Raw genomic sequence first — 22203 nt, 5'->3', positions numbered from 1 at the left:
AGCATCCCGATGGTCAGCCTCCCTAGCCGATTATCCGATGGTCTGAGCGTGCTACGTATCGGCCTTGCTGGCGCGAGCGTCTTGGCGGCGGCCGCGACGGTCCTGCTCGGCACCGTGCTGCTGCCAGGCGAGCATGCGCCGCGTGCGCAAGGCGCGACGTGCGTCGCGCATGCGGCCGCGCCGGTCGACACCGACGCCGATGCCGACGCGCGCTCGGCGAATACCGTCTCTGCGGCCATGGTGCCGGCTGTCTGGGTAGACGGCGCGGCGTGCGGCTCGTCCGTCGAGGGGGCGGTACAGGCGGTGGATTCGATGCTTGAGCAGCCGGCCGGCGGGATGGACGTTGCTTTATCGACGCAATCGTATTGGGACATGATTTACTCCACGTTTCGAGAAGGGGCATTGATTGCGCTCGCGCTGGCCGCAATCGGCTCATTGGCGCTGGTGCGCTTGTCCGCGTTGCGGGTCAGGCGGCTCGCGGTTTTTATCGATAAAGCCGAGCGCGCGTTCGGCGGCGGCGGCGCCAAGACCATTGCCGAGCGGCTCGCGTGCGTGCGTTGGCAGAATCCGGCAATGAAACGCCCGGCCGGCGTGTTTGCGCCGGCGAGCTATCGCAACAGACCGGCCGTCGCGGGGCCGCGGCCGGCTGCTCCGAACGCAGCCGTGCGGCAAGCTGAGGCGATTCGCGCTTCCCGTGGCGACGGGCGGTGGCGAGGCGACGAGCCGGGCGCGACGGCGGCGCGCGAACCGGCCGCGCCGAACATGCCGAATATGCCCTCCGTGGCAATCGGCTCACGAGACGGTTCGCATAACGACGCAAATCGGTTTGGCCGCGTGCGGGTGCTCAAGCGCTTCGTGAAGGAGCGCGAGTTCGTGCAACGGTTTGCCTGGCAGGCATTGCATGATCCGCTTACCGGATTGCCGAATCGCGCGGAATTCGAGCGCCATGTCGACGCCGCGCTTGCCGACGAGCAACGTGGCTCGACCGCCTTGCTGTTTCTCGATCTCGACCGCTTCCGGATCATCAACGATACGTGTGGCTATGCGGCGGGCGATGCGATGCTGGCCACGATCGCGGCACGGCTCGTCGCGCGCGCGGCGCCCGGCGACATCGTCGCGCGGCTTGGCGGCGACGAGTTTTGCGTGCTGCTGGCCGCGCGCGACGAGGCCGCCGCGAACGGCGCGGCCGAGCATTTGCGCGCCAGCATCGACGGTTTTGTCTTCGTCTGGGAAGGGCAGCCGTTTTCGGTTACCGTCAGCGTCGGTGTGGCGCTGATCGATGCGACCGGGCGCGCGCGACGCGTCGAGGAAGCGGTGCGGCTGGCGGGCATCGCGTGCGACGTCGCGAAGGCGCGCGGGCGCAACCGCGTGCAACGCGCTGATCCGCTCGATCGCGAGCTTGCGCATCACGTGAGCGACGTGTCGTGGTGCACGCGGGTCAGGCATGCGCTCGAATACGACGATTTTTGCCTGTACGTACAGCCGATTGTCGACACGGCCGAGCATATCGACGCCGGGCCGCGGCGTGCGAGACGTGCGGAACTGTTGCTGCGGATGGGCTCACTCGGCGAGCATGGCGACGTTGCGTCGCCCGGCCGCTTCATTCGCGCGGCGGAGCGCTACGGGCTGGTGACGGACATCGACCGCTGGGTCGTGCGCGCCGCGCTCGACAGGCTTGCCCGCACGACCCAGCGGCGTTTCTCCGAGTATGCAATCAACTTGTCCGGCATGTCGATCGGCGACGAGCGCTTTCTCGACTACGTGTGCGAGCAGTTCGTGCGCACTGGCGTTTCACCGGAATTGATCTGCTTCGAGATCACCGAGACGGCTGCCATCGCCAACCTGCCTGATGCGCTGCATTTCATGAACGAGCTCAAGGCGATCGGATGCCGGTTCGCGCTCGACGATTTCGGCGCGGGTGTCGCGTCGCTCAGCTATTTGAAGCAATTGCCGGTGGAGTATTTGAAGATCGACGGCAGCTTCGTGGCCAATATCGCGAGCGATGCCGCAAGCCTGGATATCGTTGCCTCGATCAACGATATCGGTCATGCGATGAACTGCAAGACGGTTGCCGAATACGTGGATAGCGAGGCGACGCTGCAAAAGCTTACCGCGTTGGGCGTCGATTATGCGCAGGGCTATTACATCGGGCGGCCAATGCCGTGGTGCGAATCGGTGCGGCCGTAACGCGGGGCGCGGGCAGCCGCAGGAGAAGGGGAGGGTGCAGCCGTTGGGGCTGTGCCGTCAGTCAGCGGCGGGCCGCGTCGCGGGGCGGGCAAACAGCGACACGCGGCGCCGGTACAGCACGTACGCGAGTGCGGCCGCGACCGACGTTTCCGCGATCAGTACCGCGGCGGCCGCGCCTTGCTCGGCGAAGAATTTCGCAAGCAGCGGCAGTAGCGCGACATTCAGGATGCCGGATGAAATCAAAATGCGGCTGAACGCGCTTTTCATGCCGAGCGGCAGCATAGTCTGCACGCCGAACAGATCGGTCATGCCGGCCATGAACGGAATGAACGCCATGCAGCGCAGCACGCCAATGGTGGGCTCGTAGGTCGGGCCGTACAGGATGTGCACGGCGAGCGGTGCGAGCGCGAAGATCGACAGCGAGATCGTGAGCACCATCGCGCCTTGCACGACGAGCAGCTTGCGCAGGAACGACATCGCATCTTCGCGCGCATGATGCATCAGGTAGCTGACGTGCGGATACGCGGCTGCCTTCAGCGGCTGCAGCAGGCTGATCGCCGAGCGGATCAGCTTGTCGCCGGCGGCGAAGTACCCGGCCGCGACGTTGCCCGACACGAAGCCGAGCAGCACGGTGTTCGTCGACGCGTAGAACGCAATCGACGTCGATGCGAGAAACACCTGCCAGCCGCCTTTGAGCGATGCGACGATGTCGGACAGGCCAATGCGCGCGGGCACCACTTCGCGCTTGACGATCAGATAGCCGAACACAAGCACGCCGCAGATAAGCGGGACGGCCGCGTTGACCGCGACGGCCGCGATCAGGTCGGCGGGCGAGCGCACGAGCAGGAACATCGCGGGCACGCTGAGCGCGCGGCAGATGAAGAGCGTCGTGCTGTAAATGCGCAGTTTCTGAATGCCTTGGAAGTACCAGCCCGGCGTGAGTGCCGCGCCGAGCGTCATTCCGAAGCCGATGATGAGCAGTGTGCGATCGAGCGCGAAGCGTGCGATCACGAACGTCAGCGCGAGCAGGATGGCAAAGCCGGCGACGGTGATCGCGGCTTGCGCGGCGAAGGTCGCCCAGAAGATCTTCGAGCGTTCCTTGATGTCGTCGCGCGCGAGCGCGACGCGCGGCGTTGCGGTCAGATCGAAGCTGTAGTTCGTGAAGTTGATGAAATACGTGATCACGGCCAGCACGAACGACAATTGTCCGTATCCATCAGGCCCGAGCACGCGTGTGAGCAGCGGCAGCGTGACGAGCGGCACGACATAGGTCGAAATCTGCAGCGTCATCAGCAGCAGAAAATTCTTGCGGACAGTCGTCATGCTAGCCTTTCACGTCGCGCCGAGGCGACATCGGATCACGCACGCTCGTAGCGTGCGCGACGGGATGAAACGGAACGATCAGTCGCATTGCGGTGCTAGTTCCCGTGCTTTGTCGGCGCTTAGCTGCAGCAACGCGGCGAGACGTTCGGCGTAGTGCTGTCGAGTGTAATGCGACCAGTCGTAGCGGCGCTGCGGCTCGCGCAGATGCGCGCGCAGCGCGCCGAGCGCGGCCGCGAGGCTCGCGGCGTTGCCAGTGTAGCGGAACTTGCTGCCGATTTCGTTACCGAAACTCGACAAGCTGCCGACGTCATGAACGAGCACCGGCAGCCCGATCATCGCGGCTTCGACGATCACGAGCGGCGCATTCTCGGCCCAGACTGACGGCAGCAACAGCGCGTCATGCCCGCGCAGGGCGACGAAGAGTTGCGCGTGATCGAGCCGGCCGGCGAAACGAAGCTGCTTGGCGGCGATCAGGTCTGCATACTTTTGTTCGAGCGCCGCGCGTTGGCTGCCGTCTCCGTAGACGGTCACGCTCGCGATCTGGTCGAAATGCGTGTCGCGCGCGAGCGCGAGGAATTCGTCGAGCCCTTTTTCGGGGTCGATACGGCCGACGAACGCGAGATCGAGTTTCTCGCGCGCGACGCACTTGGGCTCCTGCGGCATCAGCGCGGTGCTGACCGGATTGTGCAGCAGCGCGGTGCGTGTCAGGCCGCGCTGCGCGAGCGCGTCGCGCATGTACGGGCTCGGGCAGAGCAGCAGGTCGAACACGTCGGCCGGATTCACGAGCGCGTCGACCGCGTGCCAGTGCAACTTCTTGATCGCGTCGTGCAGCGCGCCGCGCGGGCTCGAACGCTCGAAGAACCGCGCGCCGCGCGCGAGCGTGGCGAGCGGCAGCGGCGTCGGGCGGCCGCCCGGATAGGTCAGAAGATTCGGATTGTAGAAAACCAGGTGGTAATCGTGGCACGTGAGAAACACGCGGCAACCGGAGCGCCGCTTGTAGCGCGCGAGAACGGGCACGATCGAAGGCGACAGCAGGTTGTGATAGTTGTGCACGAGGATGCGCTGCGGCGCCTCGCGCTCGATCACCGCTGCGAGCGCGCGCGCGGCCGCCGCGTTCCACGCGCGAGACGTGCCGCCCGAGGCGCTGTCGAACGCGTGTTCGTCGAAGGTCGCGACTTCCACGCCGGGTTGCGCGCGCAACACGTCGACCGAGGTCCGATACACCTCTTCTGCGCCGCCCTTGCGGGCGAAATCATTGATGACGAGTACTTTCATACGAAAGGCGCGGCGAGCCGCGCGTTCATTCATTGGGCATCGGGCGCGCGCGCGGATTCGGCGGGCCGGGCGGATTCGGTCGGAACGGGCGGCTGTTGCGCGCCGGCGCGGCCGTAGCGATCGTCGAAGCGAACAATGTCGTCCTCGCCGAGATAATTGCCTGACTGGACTTCGATGATCTCGAGGGGAACCTTGCCCGGATTTTCAAGCCGGTGAACCTCGCCGACTTCGATATACGTCGATTCGTTCTCGCTCAGCAAAAAGGTTTTCTCGCCGCGCGTGACCTTTGCGGTGCCGCTCACGACAATCCAGTGCTCTGCACGATGATAGTGCATCTGCAGCGACAATTGCTTGCCCGGATCGACGACGATGCGCTTGACCTGAAAGCGTTCGCCACGGTCGATCGAATCGTAGTAGCCCCACGGGCGCTGCACCTTGCGGTGATCGCGCACCTGCTCGCTTTGTCCAGACTTCAGCCGCGCCACCACGGTCTTCACGTCCTGTACGCGATGTTTGTTCGCGACGAGCACGGCGTCCGGCGTCTCGACGACCACCACGTCCTTGAGCCCGACGCACGCAACGAGGCGGCCTTCGGAGCGTGCGAAGCTGTCTTCGGTGCCTTCGAACAGAACTTCGCCGCGCGCGACGTTGCCGGCCTCGTCCTTGGGCATCAGTTCCCAGATTGCGTCCCACGAGCCGACGTCGGACCAGCCTGCCGTGAGCGGCACGATCACGCCCGGAATGCCGAGTTCGTGCGAGCCGGACAGCCGCTCCATTACCGCGTAGTCGATTGAATCGGACGGGCACGCATCGAATGCGGCCGCATCGATCTTGACGAACTCACCTTCGGTCACGCCGTTCTTCCACGCGGCTTCGCACGCTTCGTAAATCTTCGGCCGCAGCGCGCGGATCGCGGTGAGCCACGTGGACGCACGCACAACGAAAATGCCGCTATTCCACCAATAATCGCCGGATTGCAGATATTGCTGCGCGAGTTCCTGATGCGGTTTCTCGACAAAGCTGTCGATCGCGTGTCCACCTTCGACGCCCTGCGAATCCGCGAGCGGCGCGCCGACCTTGATATAGCCGTAGCCGGTTTCCGCGCGGCGCGGCAGCACGCCGAGCGTGACGATCGCGCCGTCTTGCGCGTAGCGCGCGGCTTGCGCGATCGCTTCCTGGAACGCGCGCGTATCGGAGACCGCGTGATCGGCGGGCATTGCCGCGAGCACGGGGTCGCCGTGATGTTCGAGCGCGGCGAGCGCGGCAAGTGTGAGTGCGGGCGCCGTATTGCGCGCGCTCGGCTCGAGCACGATGCGCGTTTTCAGGCCGCGCGCGCGAACTTGCGCGGCGCTCGTGAAGCGATGCTGTTCGCCGCACACGAGCAGCAGCGTATCGGCGAGCTTGGCGCTCGCGATGCCGCTCAACCGGCGGGCGGTGGCGGACAGCGGCGATTCGTCGGCGATCAGGTCGATGAGCTGCTTCGGATGATGTTCGCGTGACAGCGGCCAGAGGCGCGTGCCGGAACCGCCGGCGAGAATGACGGGCAGGATGTGAGGCAGCGTGTCGTGCGACGCGCTGGCGGAGGATTGAGTCGTGGTTTGTTCAGTCATCGGTTCGCCCCGGAATCGGCGGAAAGTCGGGAGGCGAATGCATAACGCTCGCCTTTGGTTTCGGTTTCGTCATCGGCTCGCGACGCATCGGAGGCCGTCGCGCCGACGAGGTCGAGCAGATTGCGTATCGTGTTGGACGGGCGTTGTGCCGCGCGTTGCAAGCCCATGTACGGCACGCCATGCTCGAGGAACGGACCGTCGACCTTGCGGAAGCCGAAACGGTTGTAGAACGCTTCGTGATGAACGGGTGCCTGAACACGCACGGGCGCATCGGGCCAGCGTGCATACGCGGCAGCGAGCGCGTGTTCGATCAGCGCGTCGATGGTGTTGTTGTCGCGATGCGCGGTGCTCGTCAGGATCTTGTCGATCGTCGTTTCGGGATCGATTTCGTCGCCTGGCAGAAGGCGCGCATAGGCGGCAATCGAAGCTTGCTCGCCGCTTTTATCGATTGCGAAAACATGGATCGCAGAGGTGTCCTTACCATCTATATCGAGATGCGAGTGCGCTTCTTCAACGACCAGGACCGCGTTGCGTGCGCGCAGGATCATGTAAAGCTCATTCGAATTCAGATGCCTGAATTCGCTGCATGTCCAGTCCATGATTAGGTTCCTCGTTGCTTTATGGCGCGGGCGTCGCGCGATAATTTCGTTAAATTTCGTTAATCGCTTAAACGAATGAATCCGATAGCGCCGGATGAATTCGAGAGTGATTCATGGTCGCCACGATACGAGCGGACACCTTGCTGTTCTGTTCGCGAGCGTACCGTGCTCGTGACAAGCGAAAAGCGCCGTTCAAAGGATGTCAGCACATGTCAAATCCGGCGTTATGGTGCGATGCCGTACAGAGGGTGTCCGGGTGTGTTTCGATAATGCAGCTCATCTTGAATGGCCTCGTGTCGTCATTTCGCGCACGACACGCGTAATCCGGCGTAATTGCCGCTCCATCCGGCATGTCTGCGCGAATATCAAAAAGGATTCCCTGCGTGAAGGTCGCAATCGTTCACGACTGGCTGGTGGTGCATGGCGGTGCGGAGCGCGTGCTCGCGCAAATGATCGACTGCTTTCCGCAAGCCGATATCTACAGCCTCGTCGATTTCTTGGAGGATCGTGCGTGCTTGCGCGGGCGTCCGGTGCACACGTCGTTTATTCAGAAACTGCCTTTCGCGCGCAAGCGTTATCGCAACTATTTGCCGCTTTTCCCACTCGCCATTGAGCAATTCGATTTATCCGGTTACGACTTGATCATATCGAGTTCGTATGCGGTCGCAAAAGGCGTGTTGAACGGGCCGGATCAATTGCATGTGAGCTATGTGCATTCGCCAGTGCGCTATGCATGGGATCTGCAACATCAGTATCTGAACGAAGCGGGGCTCGCACGTGGTTTGAAATCGGGGCTCGCGCGCGCATTGCTGCATTACATTCGCAACTGGGATGCGCGTTCCGCGAACGGTGTCGATTTGATCGCCGCGAATTCGCGTTTCGTTGCGCGACGCATTCGCAAAACCTATCGGCGCGATGCCACCGTCATCTATCCGCCGGTGGACGTCGATCATCTCGCGCTGTGCGATAAGAAAGACGATTTCTATCTGACCGCATCGCGTCTCGTGCCGTACAAGCGCATCGATTTGATCGTCGAGGCGTTTTCGCGCACCCCTTCGCGAAAGCTCGTCGTAATCGGCGACGGACCGGAAGCCGACAAGATTCGCGCGCTCGCAGGCCCGAACGTCACGTTGCTCGGCTATCAGCCGTTCGACGTGCTGCACGATCATTTGCAGCGCGCGAAGGCATTCGTGTTCGCGGCCGAAGAGGATTTCGGCATCTCGCCAGTCGAGGCTCAGGCGTGTGGTACGCCGGTGATTGCATACGGCAAGGGCGGCGTGTGTGAATCGGTGCGTGCGACGGGGGCGGCGCCGACGGGGCTGTTCTATGCGGAGCAAACGTGCGAATCGTTGATCGACGCACTCGATCGGTTCGATGCAATGCCGGCCGGCACGTTCGATTCGCGCGCCTGCCGCGAGAATGCGCAGCGCTTCGGTGCGCAGCACTTTCGCGATGCGTTTTCGCGTTTCGCGCTCGAAGGCTACGCTGCGTTGCAGGCGGAGTTGAGCGTGGCGCCGGGCGCAGGTGCGGCGCTTGGCGCTGCCGAGCAAGCCGGCAGGCTTGCCGTGCAACATGCGACGAACGATGCAGCCGGTGAGGCTGCCACCGTACCTGCGCCGGAAAACGATGCTGCCACGCACGAAACGTTTGCGCGCACTTGAGCGCGCACGTTTGTCTCCTTTCGTGCAATGCACGTATTTTTTTTACTGACCCTTTTCGGCGATCCGTTCATCACCGGGCCGCTTGCGGTGGCAGTGCTCGCTTGGTTTGCGGCGATTGGATACCGCCGCGCCGCGTTGTACTGGGCATTGAGTTTTGCGGGCGGGGTCGGGCTGGTTGCTCTGACGAAATTTGTCTATTCGGGATGGGGAATCGGCATTGCTGCATGGCGATTCACCGGCATCAGCGGGCATACGATGCTCAGCGCGTCGGTTTATCCACTCGTTGCGCTCGTCTGCGCGCGCGGGAAAATGGGCATGCGATTTGCGATCGTAGCCGGGTTTGCCTTTGCGTTTTCAATCGGTGTGTCGCGGGTCGTGCTCGGTTTTCATTCGTGGTCGGAAATTTTGTCCGGCTGGATGGTAGGCGCAAGCGCCGCCGTATTCACGGTATCGCGCATGCGCCGTGCCGATGAGCGCGAGCTCGACGAGCCTACTTCCGCCGAGCGTCGGGCGTCGCAATCCGCGGGCCTGCGCGCGTCATGGATGAGTGAATCCACGGCCGGCGTGACGCGTTCCACCGCTGCATTCGCTGCTGTGGCATGTATTATCGCGGTGTTGTCCTATGGGCGTAGCGTGCCGGTCAGTGCCTGGATTTCGCACGTCGCGCCCAAGGTGGCGGAATGGAGCCGAGGCTGGCTCGACGTGCGTGCCGACGCGGGGGCGTGATGGTCGCCCGATGAGATAACCATCTTGTCTAGATAACTCGACTCTGCGTGCCGCGAGTCTCGCTCGAACCCCATGCTTCATCCATACACAAACATTACGGTTCGGCATCACACCAATGTCCGAATAACTCGGAAAATGCTTAACTTGGGCTCGTGCAAACACCTGTTCAATGGTCAACGATGGTCAAATTAACGTTTGAATTCAAACGCAAATGGGCGTGAATGGTAGAGTAACTTCGACATTCGGTTTTATCAGTATGACGCTTTAAAGTTACCTTGAAAGCGAGGTGCCGAAGCTTGCGCAGTGGTGTGGCGCGCAGGCTGCCCGAACGAGTTTAGCGGGCCCGGTGACGGGGCTATCCAACGCGTTTCGCGGCTACCGATTGACAAGCTCGACGCTGCCGCCGCTTGCCTGGCGGGGCGCACGCGAAAAGCGCGGCTGGTATGCCCCGTCGCGGCTTCCTTTGCTAAATCGCACTTCATACAGAGATCACCGAGACATCCGAGGTACGCTCCCGTACGACCCGAACGGGCGCATGCAGGCAGATGCGATGCGCGGCGCTGGCCGCAGCGCGCACGGCCATCCCCGCGCAGGGCTGCCGGCATATAGCGCCAATGATCGGGTTTATGGGACCATAAGATTGCTCATTATCGGAGGCACCAATGACGGCTAGCGCGATCATCGGGGGTCTCTCCACGAGATCTCTCCGACAACGTCCGCTGATTTACTGGACGCATCAGCCTTCGACGCTGCTGCGCAAGGAACTCTCGCGCCGTGACTGGCAGGTGAGCGTGGTCACGAGCGCGAATCAAGTCCGCACGACGGCTGGCGAAGTCACGGGCGGCATTCTCGATTTGAGCGCGGTGTCGATCGACGAGATGGTCGAGGTCGCGGCCGTTTGCTCGTCGGTGCGCAATGTTGCATGGGTGGCGCTCGTCGAGTCGCATCAGGCCGCGTTGCCTGACGTGCGCACGCTGCTGCGGGACTATTGCTTCGACTACATTACGCTGCCGGCGTCGCATCAGCGTATTGCGGATGCGGTTGGCCATGCGTATGGGATGGAGTGTCTGTTCGCGCCCAGCACGGCGCCGATCGCGTCCGCCGATCAAGGCATGGTGGGCACGTGCGATGCGATGTTGCAATTGTTCGATGCGGTGCGCCGGATCGCGCGCACCGACGCGCCCGTGCTGGTGTCGGGCGAGACGGGCACCGGCAAGGAACTGACGGCGGCCGCGATCCATCAGCATTCGGCGCGTCGCGCCGGGCCGTTCGTTGCGGTCAATTGTGGTGCGATCCCCCCGCACCTATTGCAGTCCGAATTGTTTGGCTACGAGCGCGGTGCGTTCACCGGCGCGAGCACGCGCAAGGTCGGTCACGTCGAGGCGGCAAACGGCGGCACGCTGTTGCTCGACGAAATTGGCGATCTGCCGCTCGAAAGCCAGGCGAGTTTGCTGCGATTTTTGCAGGAGCGCACGATTCATCGGCTGGGCGGCAGCGATCCGGTGCCGGTCGACGTGCGCATCGTGTCGGCAACGCACGTCGATTTGCGAGGTGCAATGAACGAAGGCCGTTTTCGTCCGGACTTGTACCACCGGCTGTGCGTGCTGCGAGTCGAGCAGCCGCCGCTGCGCGCGCGAGGCAAGGACATCGAGCTGCTCGCGCGCCACATGCTCGAGCGTTTTCGCGCGGATGCCCGGCACCGCGTGCGCGGGTTTTCAACCGACGCGGTATCCGCGCTGTACAAGCACGATTGGCCAGGCAATGTGCGCGAACTGATCAACCGGGTGCGCCGTGCGCTCGTGATGGCGGAAGGGCGGCTCATTACCGCGCATGATCTGGAACTCGATCATTGCATCGAGGTGGCGCCGCTATCGGTTGCGGCGATTCGCAAATCGATCGAACGCGAAGTGATCGAGCTTGCGTTGCTGCGCAATCGCGGGCGTCTTGCCGGCACCGCGCGCGAGCTTGGCATTTCGCGTGCGACTCTCTATCGATGGATGGAAGCTTACGGCATCGAGCGGCCGCGCAGCGCCGTCGCGTCCTCGAGCTGACGCGCGCTGCGCGCAGCGGTGCGGACAAGCCGGCCGTGCGCGCCGTCGTCAAATCCCACTCCCCGTCAAATCCCGCGCTTGGCCATTGCGTCAGGAGGTGGCCGCTGCATCGGCCGCGTGTTGCGGTGTTTCATTTTGCAGCCTGCCGCTGCGGCGCGCGTGCAATTGCGGCCCCGGCGTTTTACCGCCCCAGCCGATCAATGTATCGACGCAGATCGAGATAACGGTATCGGCCGCATAGGTTCCGTAAACCGAATGATCGAGCAGGCGAATCGTCTCGACTTGAACCAGCGGCGAGCCTTTGAACGCGCTGCGCAGCGAGCCGAAGCTGCGGGTCAGTTCGTCGACGCCCGGATCGAATTCTCCGTATACGAGCATCGAGCGCACGTTGCGCTCGGCGAGCGTGTTCATCAGCGCGCGCGGCGTACCGCGCTTGGGCTGCCAGCCAAAACGTTCGGCGATCTGAGCGGCCGGCGCTTTCACGCGCGCCGTCAGATGGCGTTGCAGCGCACTCAGCACCGGGCGAAGATCGCGTCCCTCGCGCAGCAGCCGGCGCCATTTGCTCCAGTCGCGCAACGAAGCGAGGTAGCCGCGCGTGGAGTTCGTCTGTTGCTTGCGTGCTTCGAGTACCGTCAGCCCGCGCGGCCAGATGAAACGCGGCAGGTTGATCGCGATCACACCACTGACCGATGGCGCTTGCGCGGCCGCGTGTATCGACAAGTAAGCGCCGGAGCATACGCCGAATGCAACCACCTGCCGGCCGCAGCGCGCGGCCAGCCAGTCGGCGGACATCGTGACGTCCGAGACCGCCTGATCCGAGAACACTACTTTTGACTGATCGTCTGGCGCGTGCGCGCCGCTGTCGCCGATGCCTTCGACATCGATGCGCAACGACGCGATGCCCTGTTGCGCGAGCGCGCGCGCGAGGCGCACACCGATGCGGCCGTCCGCGCTGCGCGGGTTGGCCGACGTGTTCGAGATCAACACGCACGGCGCGCTGGCGCGCGCGGGCGTCGCCGGCTCGCACAACGTGCCGACGAGTTGCTTTTCGCCGACGCGAACGAGCGTCTCCGTGATGCCGTTGAACGCGAAGCGAACGGGCGCGTCGGTATCGAACGTATGTTCGGCGCGACGCGCGATCGGTTGTCCGATTTCCTGGATGGCGCGGCCGCCGTTGCGGCCGATCCAGCGCGCGACCGAATCGAGCACCGTGTGCGGCAGGCGCGAGCGCACGCCTTCTTGCAGCACGGTCGGCCAATCGGGAAACGGTTCGATGTCGGTCGGCACGCCCCGCGCTGTCAGCGCATCGCCGAGCGTGGCGCTGTCGCCGTAGTCGGTATCGACGAGCAGCGCGGCGCGTGGCGGCGCGCTCATCCGGGCGACCGCATCGCCCAGGTCGACGGTCTTGAGCGCCGCGACCAGGTCGGCCGGATAGCGGTGGCCGAGGATATTGAGCCAGGGCTCTTCATGATGCTGCTCGCGGATCGCGGGCGGCGTCGTATCGAGCCAGCGCTTCTGCACCATCGACAACTCGCGCAAATAAGCCCGTCCGCGCACGACGGGCGCGAGCGCAACGAACGTGTCGACGGCCGGCGCATCGTCGCCCGTGAGCGCGAGCATCGCGAACGCGGCGCCCGCGCGCACGCCGACGAGCGTCACGTCATCGACCGGCGCATGCTCGCGCAGCACTGCCACCGCGCGCTGTACGCTCGCCACGCTTGCTTGCAGGCGCCCCGACGCCAGATCGTCGCCCGCCGAGTCGCCCGCGCACGGATAGTGAAAGCGCAGTACCCACATGCCGTCCGCGGCAAGGCGCTCGGCCAGTGCGCGGATAACCTTGTGGGTCCACATCGCTTCGTGGCCGAGCGCTTCGCAGAGGACGACACCGCGCTGCGTGCGCCCCTCGTGAAGCCATCCTAAGCAATGATCAAATCGAACCGGTTTCAATTTTCTATCCTTGGGCGAACGATTTTGTTGGAGTTCAAGGCATGTACTTCGATCAACGGCGGGTTGGCATGGCCGGCTTGGGAAGCGAAATCGAGGCTTGGCGCAGCGGGCGAGAGCGGATCGGCGTCGAGTTCGATCCGCGCGGTGGCACCCGGCGCAAGATGGAACCAGTCATCGGCGGGCAGCAGTCCAGGCGCGCACACATGCACATAGCGCGCAAAGCCGTGCGTGTGCACGTCGAGCTGCCAGCGGCCGTCACGATGAGCGACGCGCGCGTCGAGACCGATGTCGCCGCGCTCGAACACGCTGGGCGCGGTACGCTCGGGGAAATGAAACACCTGTGACAACAGCGTGCCGTCGAGCGCATACAACGACGCGATCGTGACGTCGTGTTCGCGCGGGCCGAAGCGGTACGCATAGGTGAAATCGAAAAAGCGGCCCAGCATTTCGGCCGAGTTCAGGCTCGTGCCGGCATGCGCGTCGACACGCAACGTCCAGTGGGCGCGCACGATAGGCGTCTTACCATTGCGCAGCGCGAGCAGTTCGATGCGCGCGTCGAGCGGCGACGGCGCATCGTTGAGCACGTGCACGTCGAGGCCGTTGAGCCCTTCGTCGGTCAGCAGAATCTGCCGCGGCTGCGAGGCGCGCTTGAATGCGTGCCAGGCCGATTTCGGCCGGCCGTATGTGTCGACGAGGCCCCAGCCGGCGCCGGGCATCACGTCCTGGAATTGCCAGACGAGCGCGCCTGTGCATGACGAGCCGGCGCGCCGCCATTCGGCGAGCGTCTCGCCGATCAGATCGGCGACCACCGCGCGAGACAGCGTCAGATAGCGGGCCAGATCGACGGTGCGCAGCCGCGCGGGATCCACGCCGTACAGCGTGCGCAGATAGTGGTCGCGCACGTCGTCGAAATCCCACGACGCGCCGGGGTCGCGCGGCACGGCGCGTTTCCAGCGCGGCTCGTGCGGCGCGGGCGAGCCGATTGCGGCAAGCGTTGCATCGCATGGCACGTTGGCGAATGCAAGACATTCGCTCGCGAAGCGCACGTTCGCGCGGCGCGCGTCCTCGGGCGGGCGCAGGTACGCGCCGACGCCGTAATAGTGCGTGATGCCCTCACGCGGCGCGAACGGCAGCACGCCGCCGTGCGGCGAACCGGGCACGTAGATTGCGTCCGGGCGATGGCGCGCGCAAAGCTCGGCGAGCAGATGATCGGCGATGGGCAGGCGGCGCTCGTCGGGCGCGAGCCCGACCATCGCCGCTTGTTGCGCGATCTCGCTGCCGCCGCACAGCACGGCGATCGATGGCCGTGCCGCGTGCCTGTCGAGAAACTGCGTTGCCTCGCGGGTGAGCGATTCGATAAAACGCGTATCGGCCGACGGATAGTCGAAGTTCGCCAACATGAAATCCTGCCAGACGAGGATGCCCAACTCGTCGCACAGCGCGTAGAACGCATCGGCTTCGTAGGTCATCGTGCCGCCGACGCGGATCATGTTGAAGCCTGCGTCGCGCGCGAGCGTCAGCGCACGGCGGTAGGCGGGCGCATCGGCGTGCAGGCGCAGCGGATCGAGGCTCGTCCAGCACGCGCCGCGCGCATGGATCGGCGTGCCGTTGATCGACAGCGCAAAGCCCGCGCCGTCGTCGCCGCGCTCGAGCGTGATCGCGCGAAAGCCCGTGCTGCCGAGCGGGAGCGTCGCCGTGTCGCCGATCGCGACGGCGATGTCGTACAGCGCCGGCTCGCCGTGCGTATGCGGCCACCACGGCTCGACGTCGGTAATCCTGAGCGTCGCGCGCAGTGTGCCGGCGTCCGTCGGCGTGAACGGCGCCGAGTGCGCGCCGCAGACAAGCCGTAGGTTGGGGCCGCCAGCCAGCGGCGCGGCGAGCCCGATCGTCGCGTCGAGCACGCCGTCGCGGCCGTCGAGCGTGGCACGCAGCGCATGATGCGTGATCACCGGCGCGCCGTCCGGCTCGAGGATCTCGATGTCGCGCCACGGGCCGATCGGCTCGATCGACGGAAACCAGCCCGGCATCCGGCCGAGGAAGGTCGTGCGCACGCCGCGCAGCGCGGGCGTATCGACGAGGCGCGTGCGCCAGCGCGCGCGGCCCCGCAACGGATGGGCGGCAAGATGCCGGTCGAGCGAGCGAAAGCAGATCGACAGCCGGTGTTCGCCGGCAAGTGTCAGCTCGACGTCGTGCGACACGTACATATTGTCTGAGCAGAACAGCAGCGTGTCGTCGAGCCAGACCTCGGCGATTGTCGCGAGCCCGTGAAAACGCACGATGCGCCGGCCAGTGCCTGCGAGCGTCGTCCGGTACCAGTAGTCGTTGTCACCCAGCGGATACGGGTGTGCGGGGTCGAAGCGGTGCGCGGCGGCGAGCGCTTGTGCGACGGTGCCAGGCACGGGCGCGTCGCACCAGCCGGTTTCGGGGAGCTCGCCCGGCTGGGCGAGCGCTCCTGCTGGCGTGGCCGCCAGCATCCAGGCAACGCCAGGCGTGCCGCGGTCCGCCTCGTGTTTCATCTGCTGATCGACGTAGATCTCGCCGGCGTGTACAGCTTGCCGAACCGCGCGTTGGACTCGGTTTGACCGGCCGGCGTGATTTGCTCGACGCCGTCGAGCAGCGACGTATATGCGTACTCGATTACGTCAAGGCTGCTTTCGCCGCGCTCTTCCACGCCTTTGGCGCTGGCGCGGGCAAGGCGGAACTCCAGCACCATCGCTTCGGAGGCAATCGCATCGCACGACGCGACGAGCTTGTCGAACTCGCCGTGGCAGCCGCTTGCCTCGAGCCAGCGCAGATAGCGGCCGAACAGCTCGAAATTGGCGCCGAGCTGTCGCAACGTGTTGAACGAGTACGCATGGAAGTACGAGAACGAACGCGATGCGAGCGCTTTCGAGTCGCGCGCGAGCTGATGACGGAACGCCGTGATCGGATTTGCCTTGGGCCGCCGCTTCAGGTGACGCGAGAGCAGCGCGAGCGATGCGTCGCACAGGTCGCGCTCGTCGAGTGCCTGGAACTGACGCTTCGCGCATTCGGCATACGGCATCAGTTGCATCGGCGAATGCGTGCCGAACAGGCCGTCGTAATCGTCGCCTTCGGCGATGTAGTAGCCGCTATTGTGGAAATAGCCGACGCGGCGTTGCTCGCGGTCGATCGCGTCGATGCCGATCGTCGTCTTCGTGTGCTGCGCGTGATAGCTGGTGCCGCGCGTGTCCGGCAGATACCACGCGTCGACCTCGACCATCATGAGGTGGCCGCGCGCGACCTGGTTCTCGGTGTGCACGTCGACGGATTCGAAAATCGCGTGCTCCTGCACGACGATCCCGTACAGCTTCTCGAGATCATCGTGCGGAAACTTGAAGAACGTGAATTGGTCGCCTTCGAAGTCGAGCGCGATCGTAAACGGCAGGGCTGCATACGGATTGAAGCCCCACCAGCTGAGTACCTCGATCCACATGTCGACATAGCAGTTGGTCTGCTTCCAGACCATTTGCGGCCCGTGCAGCGCGTGCGGCCGGTAGTGGTGCGCGCGATGACGCAGATCGGCGAAGATCCGCTCGAGCGGAGCGTTGCTGACAGTGGGCGAATCGATCAGAATCGCGCTCATCATTGCCTCCACAGCACGTCGCGCACCGCTTGCGGCCACGCGTCGAGATCAAAACCATGATGCCGGAACAGTCCGAGCGTCAAACGCTCGAGGCCGAAGCCGACGCAACCCGTGTGCGCGACAGCGGCATCGGCCGTCTTGATTCCCCACAGCAGACCGAAGTGGTCCATGTGGTAGTTGAAGCTCAGGCATGCGGTCAGGCGTTCGTCGTATTCGATCGGAACCAGCAATTCGAACTTCAGGTTCTGTTCACGCTGGCTGCTCGCGACGATCTTGCCGCCGCGGCCGAAGAACGGATCGTTCGCGAGATCGATACTGTTGGGCAATTGCAGCGCGTCGATCATCCGCGTGCCGCGTTCGATCCAATTTTGGCGGAACGCGAGAATCTGCTCGGGCGTGCCGATGCGGATATATTCGCGCATCCGGAACAACTGCATGCGCGTGGGGTCGAGCGACGGCTCGTGACGGAAGCAATACGAGAATGCGTCGACGATCCGGCCGTCGTCAGGCAGTGCGCCACGTTGTGCGATCACAGGGTAGACTGGATAGCAGGCGGCCGGCGTCATCACGACGTAGGTCGGTTTTTGGTCTTCGGTCCAGTCTTCGCCGCGATCGAGGCATTGCAGCACGCGCTGATGTTCACGCTCGCCGCCGCAGAAGCTATGCACGGTGCCGGCGAGTTGCGGGAAGCTCTTCAGATACTCGCTGCGCTCGAATTCGGGGCGGCTCATCGCGGGCGGAAAGCGCAGCACTTCCGCTTGCTGATCCGCGCCTTCGCGCGTGATGTAGGCATCGAGTGCTTCGACGACGCGCTCGAAGCGCTCGCTGCGGCCGAAAAGCCCCTGAATGCCGGTTGGTATCAAGAGCCCCGCTTCGACGAGCGCGTCGCGAAGCGCGTTTTCGCCGCTGCGATCGAGGGGTGCTTGCGCTGAGTCAACCGTGCGCCCCGACGGAATGGTCAGATTGTTCAAATCTCTCTCTCCAGCGTTGCGGAGCGCAACGCAAGCAGCAGGTTGGCCGTATTCGCTTCGATGCGGTCGTTGCTGATCATCAGCGGCGCGGAGTGCAAATCGCGGATGTGCCGACCGAGCGTATAAGGCGTGCCGTTTTTGTACGAAGCCATGCCGCAAATCATCATCGCGTGCTTGACGACTTCGAGCGCGGTGGTTGACACGTAGGTCTTCAGCGTGTTGATCTCCGCTGCCTGAGCCATCGATGCGGACCATGTGCGCGCCGCACCCTGGCCATACGTGCGCAACGCGGCTTCGATGCGAGCTTGCATCGATTGCAGCAGCGCGAGCGCTTCGGCGATCCGGCGGCCGGACGGCGGCAGTGCGCCGCCCTGCTTTTGCATCTGCGCGCGGAAGAACTGGTGCGCGCGCAGAAAGGCGTCGGTCGCGATGCCGGTCCACACGGCCGACCAGAGGATGTGCGACGTCGGCACCATGCTGCGCTCGGCGATCTGCGCGAACGGCACGGGCAGAATCTGTTCGCACCGGCCGCGCGCGTCGAGCGCGAAACCTTCGCTGCAGGTGCCGCGCATGCCGAACGTATCCCAGCCGCTGCGCCGCGTGAGCGTCACGTTTTCCTTGGGCAGCGTGACCAGCACCTGCTCGGCGGCCGGTGCGTCCTTATCGCGCCGCGCGGTCACCAGGATCGCATCGGCGTGCGCACCATACGAGATCGTCGGCGCAAGCTTTGACAGCGTGAACGTATTGTCGTTGGCCTCGACCGCGCAACGGCTGTTGCGCAGATTGCCGCCCACTTCCTCTTCGGACGTGGCCGACGCGAGCAGCCATTCGCGCTGTGCGAGCTGCGCTGCGAAGTTGCGATGCCAATCGCTGGACAGCGCATGATCGATGATGCTGGCCACTTGGGTTTGATGCATCGCATAGATCATCCCGGCCGACGAGCATGCCTGCCCGATGATTTGGCAGGCGCCGGCGACAGCGGCGAGCGACGCACCGCGGCCACCGAGCTCGACTGGGACGAGCGCGCCGAGCAGATGTTCTTCGCGCATCGCATCGATGGCTTCGGTGGGAAAGCGCGCATCGCGATCCACTGCATCGGCGAAACGTGCGGCGACTTGCGCAACGCGGCGCGCAGCCTCGTTCAACGCTTGATTATCCACGAGCAAGGAGCCGACTACGGTAGCGCGCACGTTGCCGGTTTCGGCATCGAAGCGCTTCATGCTGAATGCGCAGCACGCTTCAATTGCGTGATCGCGCTCGCAAGCGAGTCGATGCTTTGAAACAACTGGCGGTTCAGCATCTCGTCGGCAATTTCGATGTTGAAATGCTTTTCGATCGCGAGCATCAACTGAATCGTGTTCAGCGACGACAGGCCTGCTTCATACAGATCATCGCTATCGGCGATGTGATCGATCGACGTCTCAAGGTGTGCGACGTCCTTGATGATTGTTCTTAATTCTTCGTTTTTCATCTATTGGCTCCGGCTTGCATGAAAATCCCCGTCCCGACGGTGACGCGAATGGCGTCCCGCTCGGCGTATGACTAGTTAAAGTAGACCATTGGAGGTGCGCAGGTTCTGTTCGGAACCTAACCGACTAAATAGAACAGAAAGGTTGTGTCTCAATTGCGGGACAAACCGTTGCATCAAATGCATGATGCCGATACCCGAAACACGCGCGCCGAGATAAAAGTCCGGCGCGCGTTCAGTTTCAGCTGCGCAGTTCGGTTGCCGTGCCGGCTGGAGCCGACAAGATCTTTTTCATTTCATCGCGAATGATCGCGTGGCATCCGCACGACTGTGCTTCGAGGCCCGGCAGATCGGCGAGAATGATCGAGCTGCGGTATTGGCGGATGAGCCCCATCTTCTGGATTTCGCCCGCCGCATCGGTCACCGTCTCGCGGCGCACGCCGAGCATCTGCGCGAGCATGCTGTGAGTGACCTGGATCTCGACGCTGCGCGAACGATCGTATGCGAGCAGGAACCAGCGGCAAAGCTGATTCTTCAATACGTGGTGCCGGCTGCAGAACGAAATCTGCTTGGCTTGCGTCATCAGCAAATATGTATAGCGAAACACCGTTTGACGAACCTGTGCCGATTCCTCCAGTAGGTTCGACAACACACGCGGGCTCAGGCGATAGGCGAAGCCGTCGCGGCAGGTGAGCACGCGGCACGGAATCGCACTGTCGCTGCCGACGAGTTGCGGACTCACGATGCCTTCGTTACCGATCTCTGCGATTTCAAGCGTCATCCCATCGGACGACGCATACTGAATCGAGATGACGGTCGTGACCGGCAGGTAGACGTGCTCGAGCGGCTTGCCCGGCTCGCACAGCACCTGGCCGGACTTGACGTGCACGAGCTGCATGTGGCTTGCGAGCGCGGCGCGCTCGGCCGCATCGAGCGACGAGATGAAACGGTTCGCGTCGGTGCGGTGCGGCAGTTCGATCATGACGCCGCCGGATCGGGCGAGCGGCTCTTTGAATTCGCGGTGTGTCACGGGAAGCTTCCTTACCGGATTCACGATCCGGAGCAACGGCGCGCGCTGTCGCCGAGCGCCACGCGCAACCGAACTGGCACGATTAAGCAAGTCCGGTTATTAATTTGTCAATTCGGCTTTACATTGAAAACCTGGATTTAAGGTTATCACGTAACTATTTTGATGAATCGTCTTTGTCGCCCATCTCACAAACTTTGACGTTCGAAGCGTATTAATAAATATATTCAAAATTAAATTAAGGGTGATGTAAAACGTTAAATAATTTTAATGAAAGCGGTGAAATTGGTTCCGCTTGAGAAGTAATGGTTTGCTCGATTTAAGTGTTCGTCAAATTTTACCGATTGGTAATAGAATGGTCTGGTGAGGTTTTTGAATCTATGTTAAATGATTAAAAATCAATGACTTATAGTAGAAATGTGCGATATGTCACAAAGCGTCAAATGTGCCGGATGACTCATTCATGAGACAGTTTTAAGAATGTGAATACACTCTGCCGTTTCTCGATTTCACTATGATCATACAATTTCATCGACAACTGTTAATGTCTATATGGTATTGGGTTTGACGAGAAAAAGGCTCGGTGCGGAATGACCCTAAGATATTCCGAAAGTGTTAGATGTGACGTAGGGTGTCGCGCAAGCTGTATCAAAGTGTCCGGGAATGAGACGGTTTTGGTATTTGGGAAATGCCTGGCGTGGCGGCGTGCGAGCAGACTCTTTATGCATTAAAGGTTTGCGGCAACTGGCACGGTAATCGCTAGAGAGTCGGTGCGCCCCGCACAGAGGGCAAATGCTTTGTGCATGAGGACGACCAAAGGCCGCCGACACGATTACGAGGATGTTTGATTCTCGCGGTGAACGTGTCTTGACAGAGCGGAATCCCGCGCCGTGATACGCGATCGGCGCCGACGAACCAGGACACAGAACATGCTTCATCAGACAAATGGTTTCTACGCCAACGCCCTGCTGGGCTCGCTAACCGACGACAGCCTGCGTGCGCTCGCGCCGCATCTCGAACTCGTGAAGATCAAGAGTGCCCAATTGCTCTGCGAAACCGACGAGCCGATGCGTCATTTGTACTTCCCGACCACTTCGATGATGTCGGTGCTGTACCTGATGGAGGATGGCGCGATGGTCGAGGTGGCCGCCGTGGGCAGTGAAGGGGCGGTGGGCGTGTCGTCGCTGGCCGATTACGGTTGCGGCGCGACGGTGGGCCGCATTGAGGTGCGCAGCGGCGGCTATGCGTACCGTGTGCCGACCCAGGTGTTCCGGCGTGAATTCGACCGTTCGGTCGACACCTTCCAACTGATGTTGCGCTACTGGCGCGTGGCGATGGCGCAAATCGCACGCAGCGCGCTTTGCAACCGCCATCACTCGGTGAGCGAGCAACTGAGCCGCTGGCTGCTGCTCGCGCACGACCGTGTCGAAGGCGATGAGCTTGCAGTCACGCAGCAAACGATCGCGAACATGCTCGGCGTGCGCCGCGAAGGCATCACGGAGGCAGCCGGCAAGCTGCAGGAAGCGGGTCTGATTCGTCAGCGCCGCGGCCACATTACCGTGCTCGACCGGCAAGGTCTCGAAGCGCATGCGTGCGAGTGCTACGGCATGATCCGCGCCGAATTCAATCGGCTGGTGGCCGACGCCAAGCAGGACGCGGATCGCGCGATTCCGGCCGAAGGCCGTCCGCTACGCGTCGCCGGCTACCCGGAGATGGCCCGCTCGGCCGCCTGATGCGCACAACCCATACAAAGG

16 protein-coding genes are annotated in these 22203 nt (G+C 63.2%); 5 read left to right on the top strand and 11 right to left on the bottom strand.

All coding sequences use genetic code 11. From position 1 onward, the window contains the following. The first annotated feature begins 9 nt into the window (after positions 1 to 9). Entirely contained in the window at positions 10 to 2187 is a 2178-nt protein-coding gene (locus WS68_RS04390; RefSeq protein WP_059569637.1) for a putative bifunctional diguanylate cyclase/phosphodiesterase, read from the top strand. A gap of 57 nt (positions 2188 to 2244) precedes the next feature. Here the strand turns inward: WS68_RS04390 and WS68_RS04385 are convergent, their stop codons facing one another. From WS68_RS04385 to WS68_RS04370, 4 genes are all read right to left on the bottom strand, one after another. Next, positions 2245 to 3510, bottom strand: a complete 1266-nt coding sequence (locus tag WS68_RS04385) for a flippase (RefSeq protein WP_059569636.1) — start codon at positions 3508 to 3510, stop codon at positions 2245 to 2247. Between the two features lie 78 nt (positions 3511 to 3588). Further along, on the bottom strand, positions 3589 to 4785 hold the full coding sequence (locus WS68_RS04380; RefSeq protein WP_059569635.1) for a glycosyltransferase family 4 protein: 1197 nt from the start codon (positions 4783 to 4785) through the stop codon (positions 3589 to 3591). Positions 4786 to 4814: 29 nt separating this feature from the next. After that, positions 4815 to 6395: a mannose-1-phosphate guanylyltransferase/mannose-6-phosphate isomerase gene (locus WS68_RS04375; protein ID WP_059569634.1), complete on the bottom strand. Its 1581-nt coding sequence runs from the start codon at positions 6393 to 6395 to the stop codon at positions 4815 to 4817. Next, a complete protein-coding gene (locus WS68_RS04370; protein WP_059569633.1) occupies positions 6392 to 6994 on the bottom strand; it encodes a GNAT family N-acetyltransferase in 603 nt (200 codons plus the stop codon). The genes WS68_RS04375 and WS68_RS04370 overlap by 4 nt, the downstream gene beginning before the upstream one ends. 383 nt (positions 6995 to 7377) lie before the next feature. Between WS68_RS04370 and WS68_RS04365 the strand changes: the two genes are divergently transcribed. From WS68_RS04365 to WS68_RS04355, 3 genes are all read left to right on the top strand, one after another. Continuing rightward, a complete protein-coding gene (locus WS68_RS04365) occupies positions 7378 to 8655 on the top strand; it encodes a glycosyltransferase family 4 protein (RefSeq protein ID WP_059569632.1) in 1278 nt (425 codons plus the stop codon). Positions 8656 to 8682: 27 nt separating this feature from the next. After that, entirely contained in the window at positions 8683 to 9381 is a 699-nt protein-coding gene (locus WS68_RS04360) for a phosphatase PAP2 family protein (protein ID WP_059569631.1), read from the top strand. Positions 9382 to 10043: 662 nt separating this feature from the next. Next, positions 10044 to 11432: a sigma-54 dependent transcriptional regulator gene (locus WS68_RS04355; RefSeq protein WP_059569630.1), complete on the top strand. Its 1389-nt coding sequence runs from the start codon at positions 10044 to 10046 to the stop codon at positions 11430 to 11432. Positions 11433 to 11522: 90 nt separating this feature from the next. Here the strand turns inward: WS68_RS04355 and WS68_RS04350 are convergent, their stop codons facing one another. The 7 genes from WS68_RS04350 to WS68_RS04320 form a co-directional block, all read right to left on the bottom strand. Continuing rightward, on the bottom strand, positions 11523 to 13379 hold the full coding sequence (locus tag WS68_RS04350; protein WP_059569629.1) for a serine aminopeptidase domain-containing protein: 1857 nt from the start codon (positions 13377 to 13379) through the stop codon (positions 11523 to 11525). Then, positions 13376 to 15895 carry a glycoside hydrolase family 2 protein gene (locus WS68_RS04345; protein WP_059569628.1) on the bottom strand — a complete coding sequence of 840 codons (2520 nt, stop codon included), beginning with the start codon at positions 15893 to 15895 and terminating at the stop codon, positions 13376 to 13378. The genes WS68_RS04350 and WS68_RS04345 overlap by 4 nt, the downstream gene beginning before the upstream one ends. Further along, the gene (locus tag WS68_RS04340) at positions 15892 to 16983 is read right to left on the bottom strand and encodes a DUF1839 family protein (protein WP_059569703.1); all 1092 of its coding nucleotides are present in this window, start codon (positions 16981 to 16983) and stop codon (positions 15892 to 15894) included. The genes WS68_RS04345 and WS68_RS04340 overlap by 4 nt, the downstream gene beginning before the upstream one ends. Beyond that, on the bottom strand, positions 16983 to 17954 hold the full coding sequence (locus WS68_RS04335; RefSeq protein ID WP_059569627.1) for an amino acid--[acyl-carrier-protein] ligase: 972 nt from the start codon (positions 17952 to 17954) through the stop codon (positions 16983 to 16985). The genes WS68_RS04340 and WS68_RS04335 overlap by 1 nt, the downstream gene beginning before the upstream one ends. Beyond that, complete coding sequence (locus tag WS68_RS04330; RefSeq protein ID WP_059569626.1) at positions 17951 to 19174, bottom strand: acyl-CoA dehydrogenase family protein; 1224 nt, start codon at positions 19172 to 19174, stop codon at positions 17951 to 17953. Before WS68_RS04330 ends, WS68_RS04335 begins: the two co-directional genes overlap by 4 nt. Then, complete coding sequence (locus tag WS68_RS04325) at positions 19171 to 19425, bottom strand: acyl carrier protein (protein WP_059569625.1); 255 nt, start codon at positions 19423 to 19425, stop codon at positions 19171 to 19173. Before WS68_RS04325 ends, WS68_RS04330 begins: the two co-directional genes overlap by 4 nt. Before the next feature lie 238 nt (positions 19426 to 19663). Further along, a complete protein-coding gene (locus tag WS68_RS04320; RefSeq protein ID WP_059569624.1) occupies positions 19664 to 20452 on the bottom strand; it encodes a Crp/Fnr family transcriptional regulator in 789 nt (262 codons plus the stop codon). Positions 20453 to 21378: 926 nt separating this feature from the next. Here WS68_RS04320 and WS68_RS04315 point away from each other — a divergent pair. Further along, positions 21379 to 22182, top strand: a complete 804-nt coding sequence (locus WS68_RS04315) for a Crp/Fnr family transcriptional regulator (protein ID WP_059569623.1) — start codon at positions 21379 to 21381, stop codon at positions 22180 to 22182. Positions 22183 to 22203: the final 21 nt, after the last annotated feature.

The organism is Burkholderia sp. TSV86 (genome assembly GCF_001522865.1).
Classification (GTDB): domain Bacteria; phylum Pseudomonadota; class Gammaproteobacteria; order Burkholderiales; family Burkholderiaceae; genus Burkholderia.
This window is presented reverse-complemented; position numbering and strand designations above follow the sequence as displayed.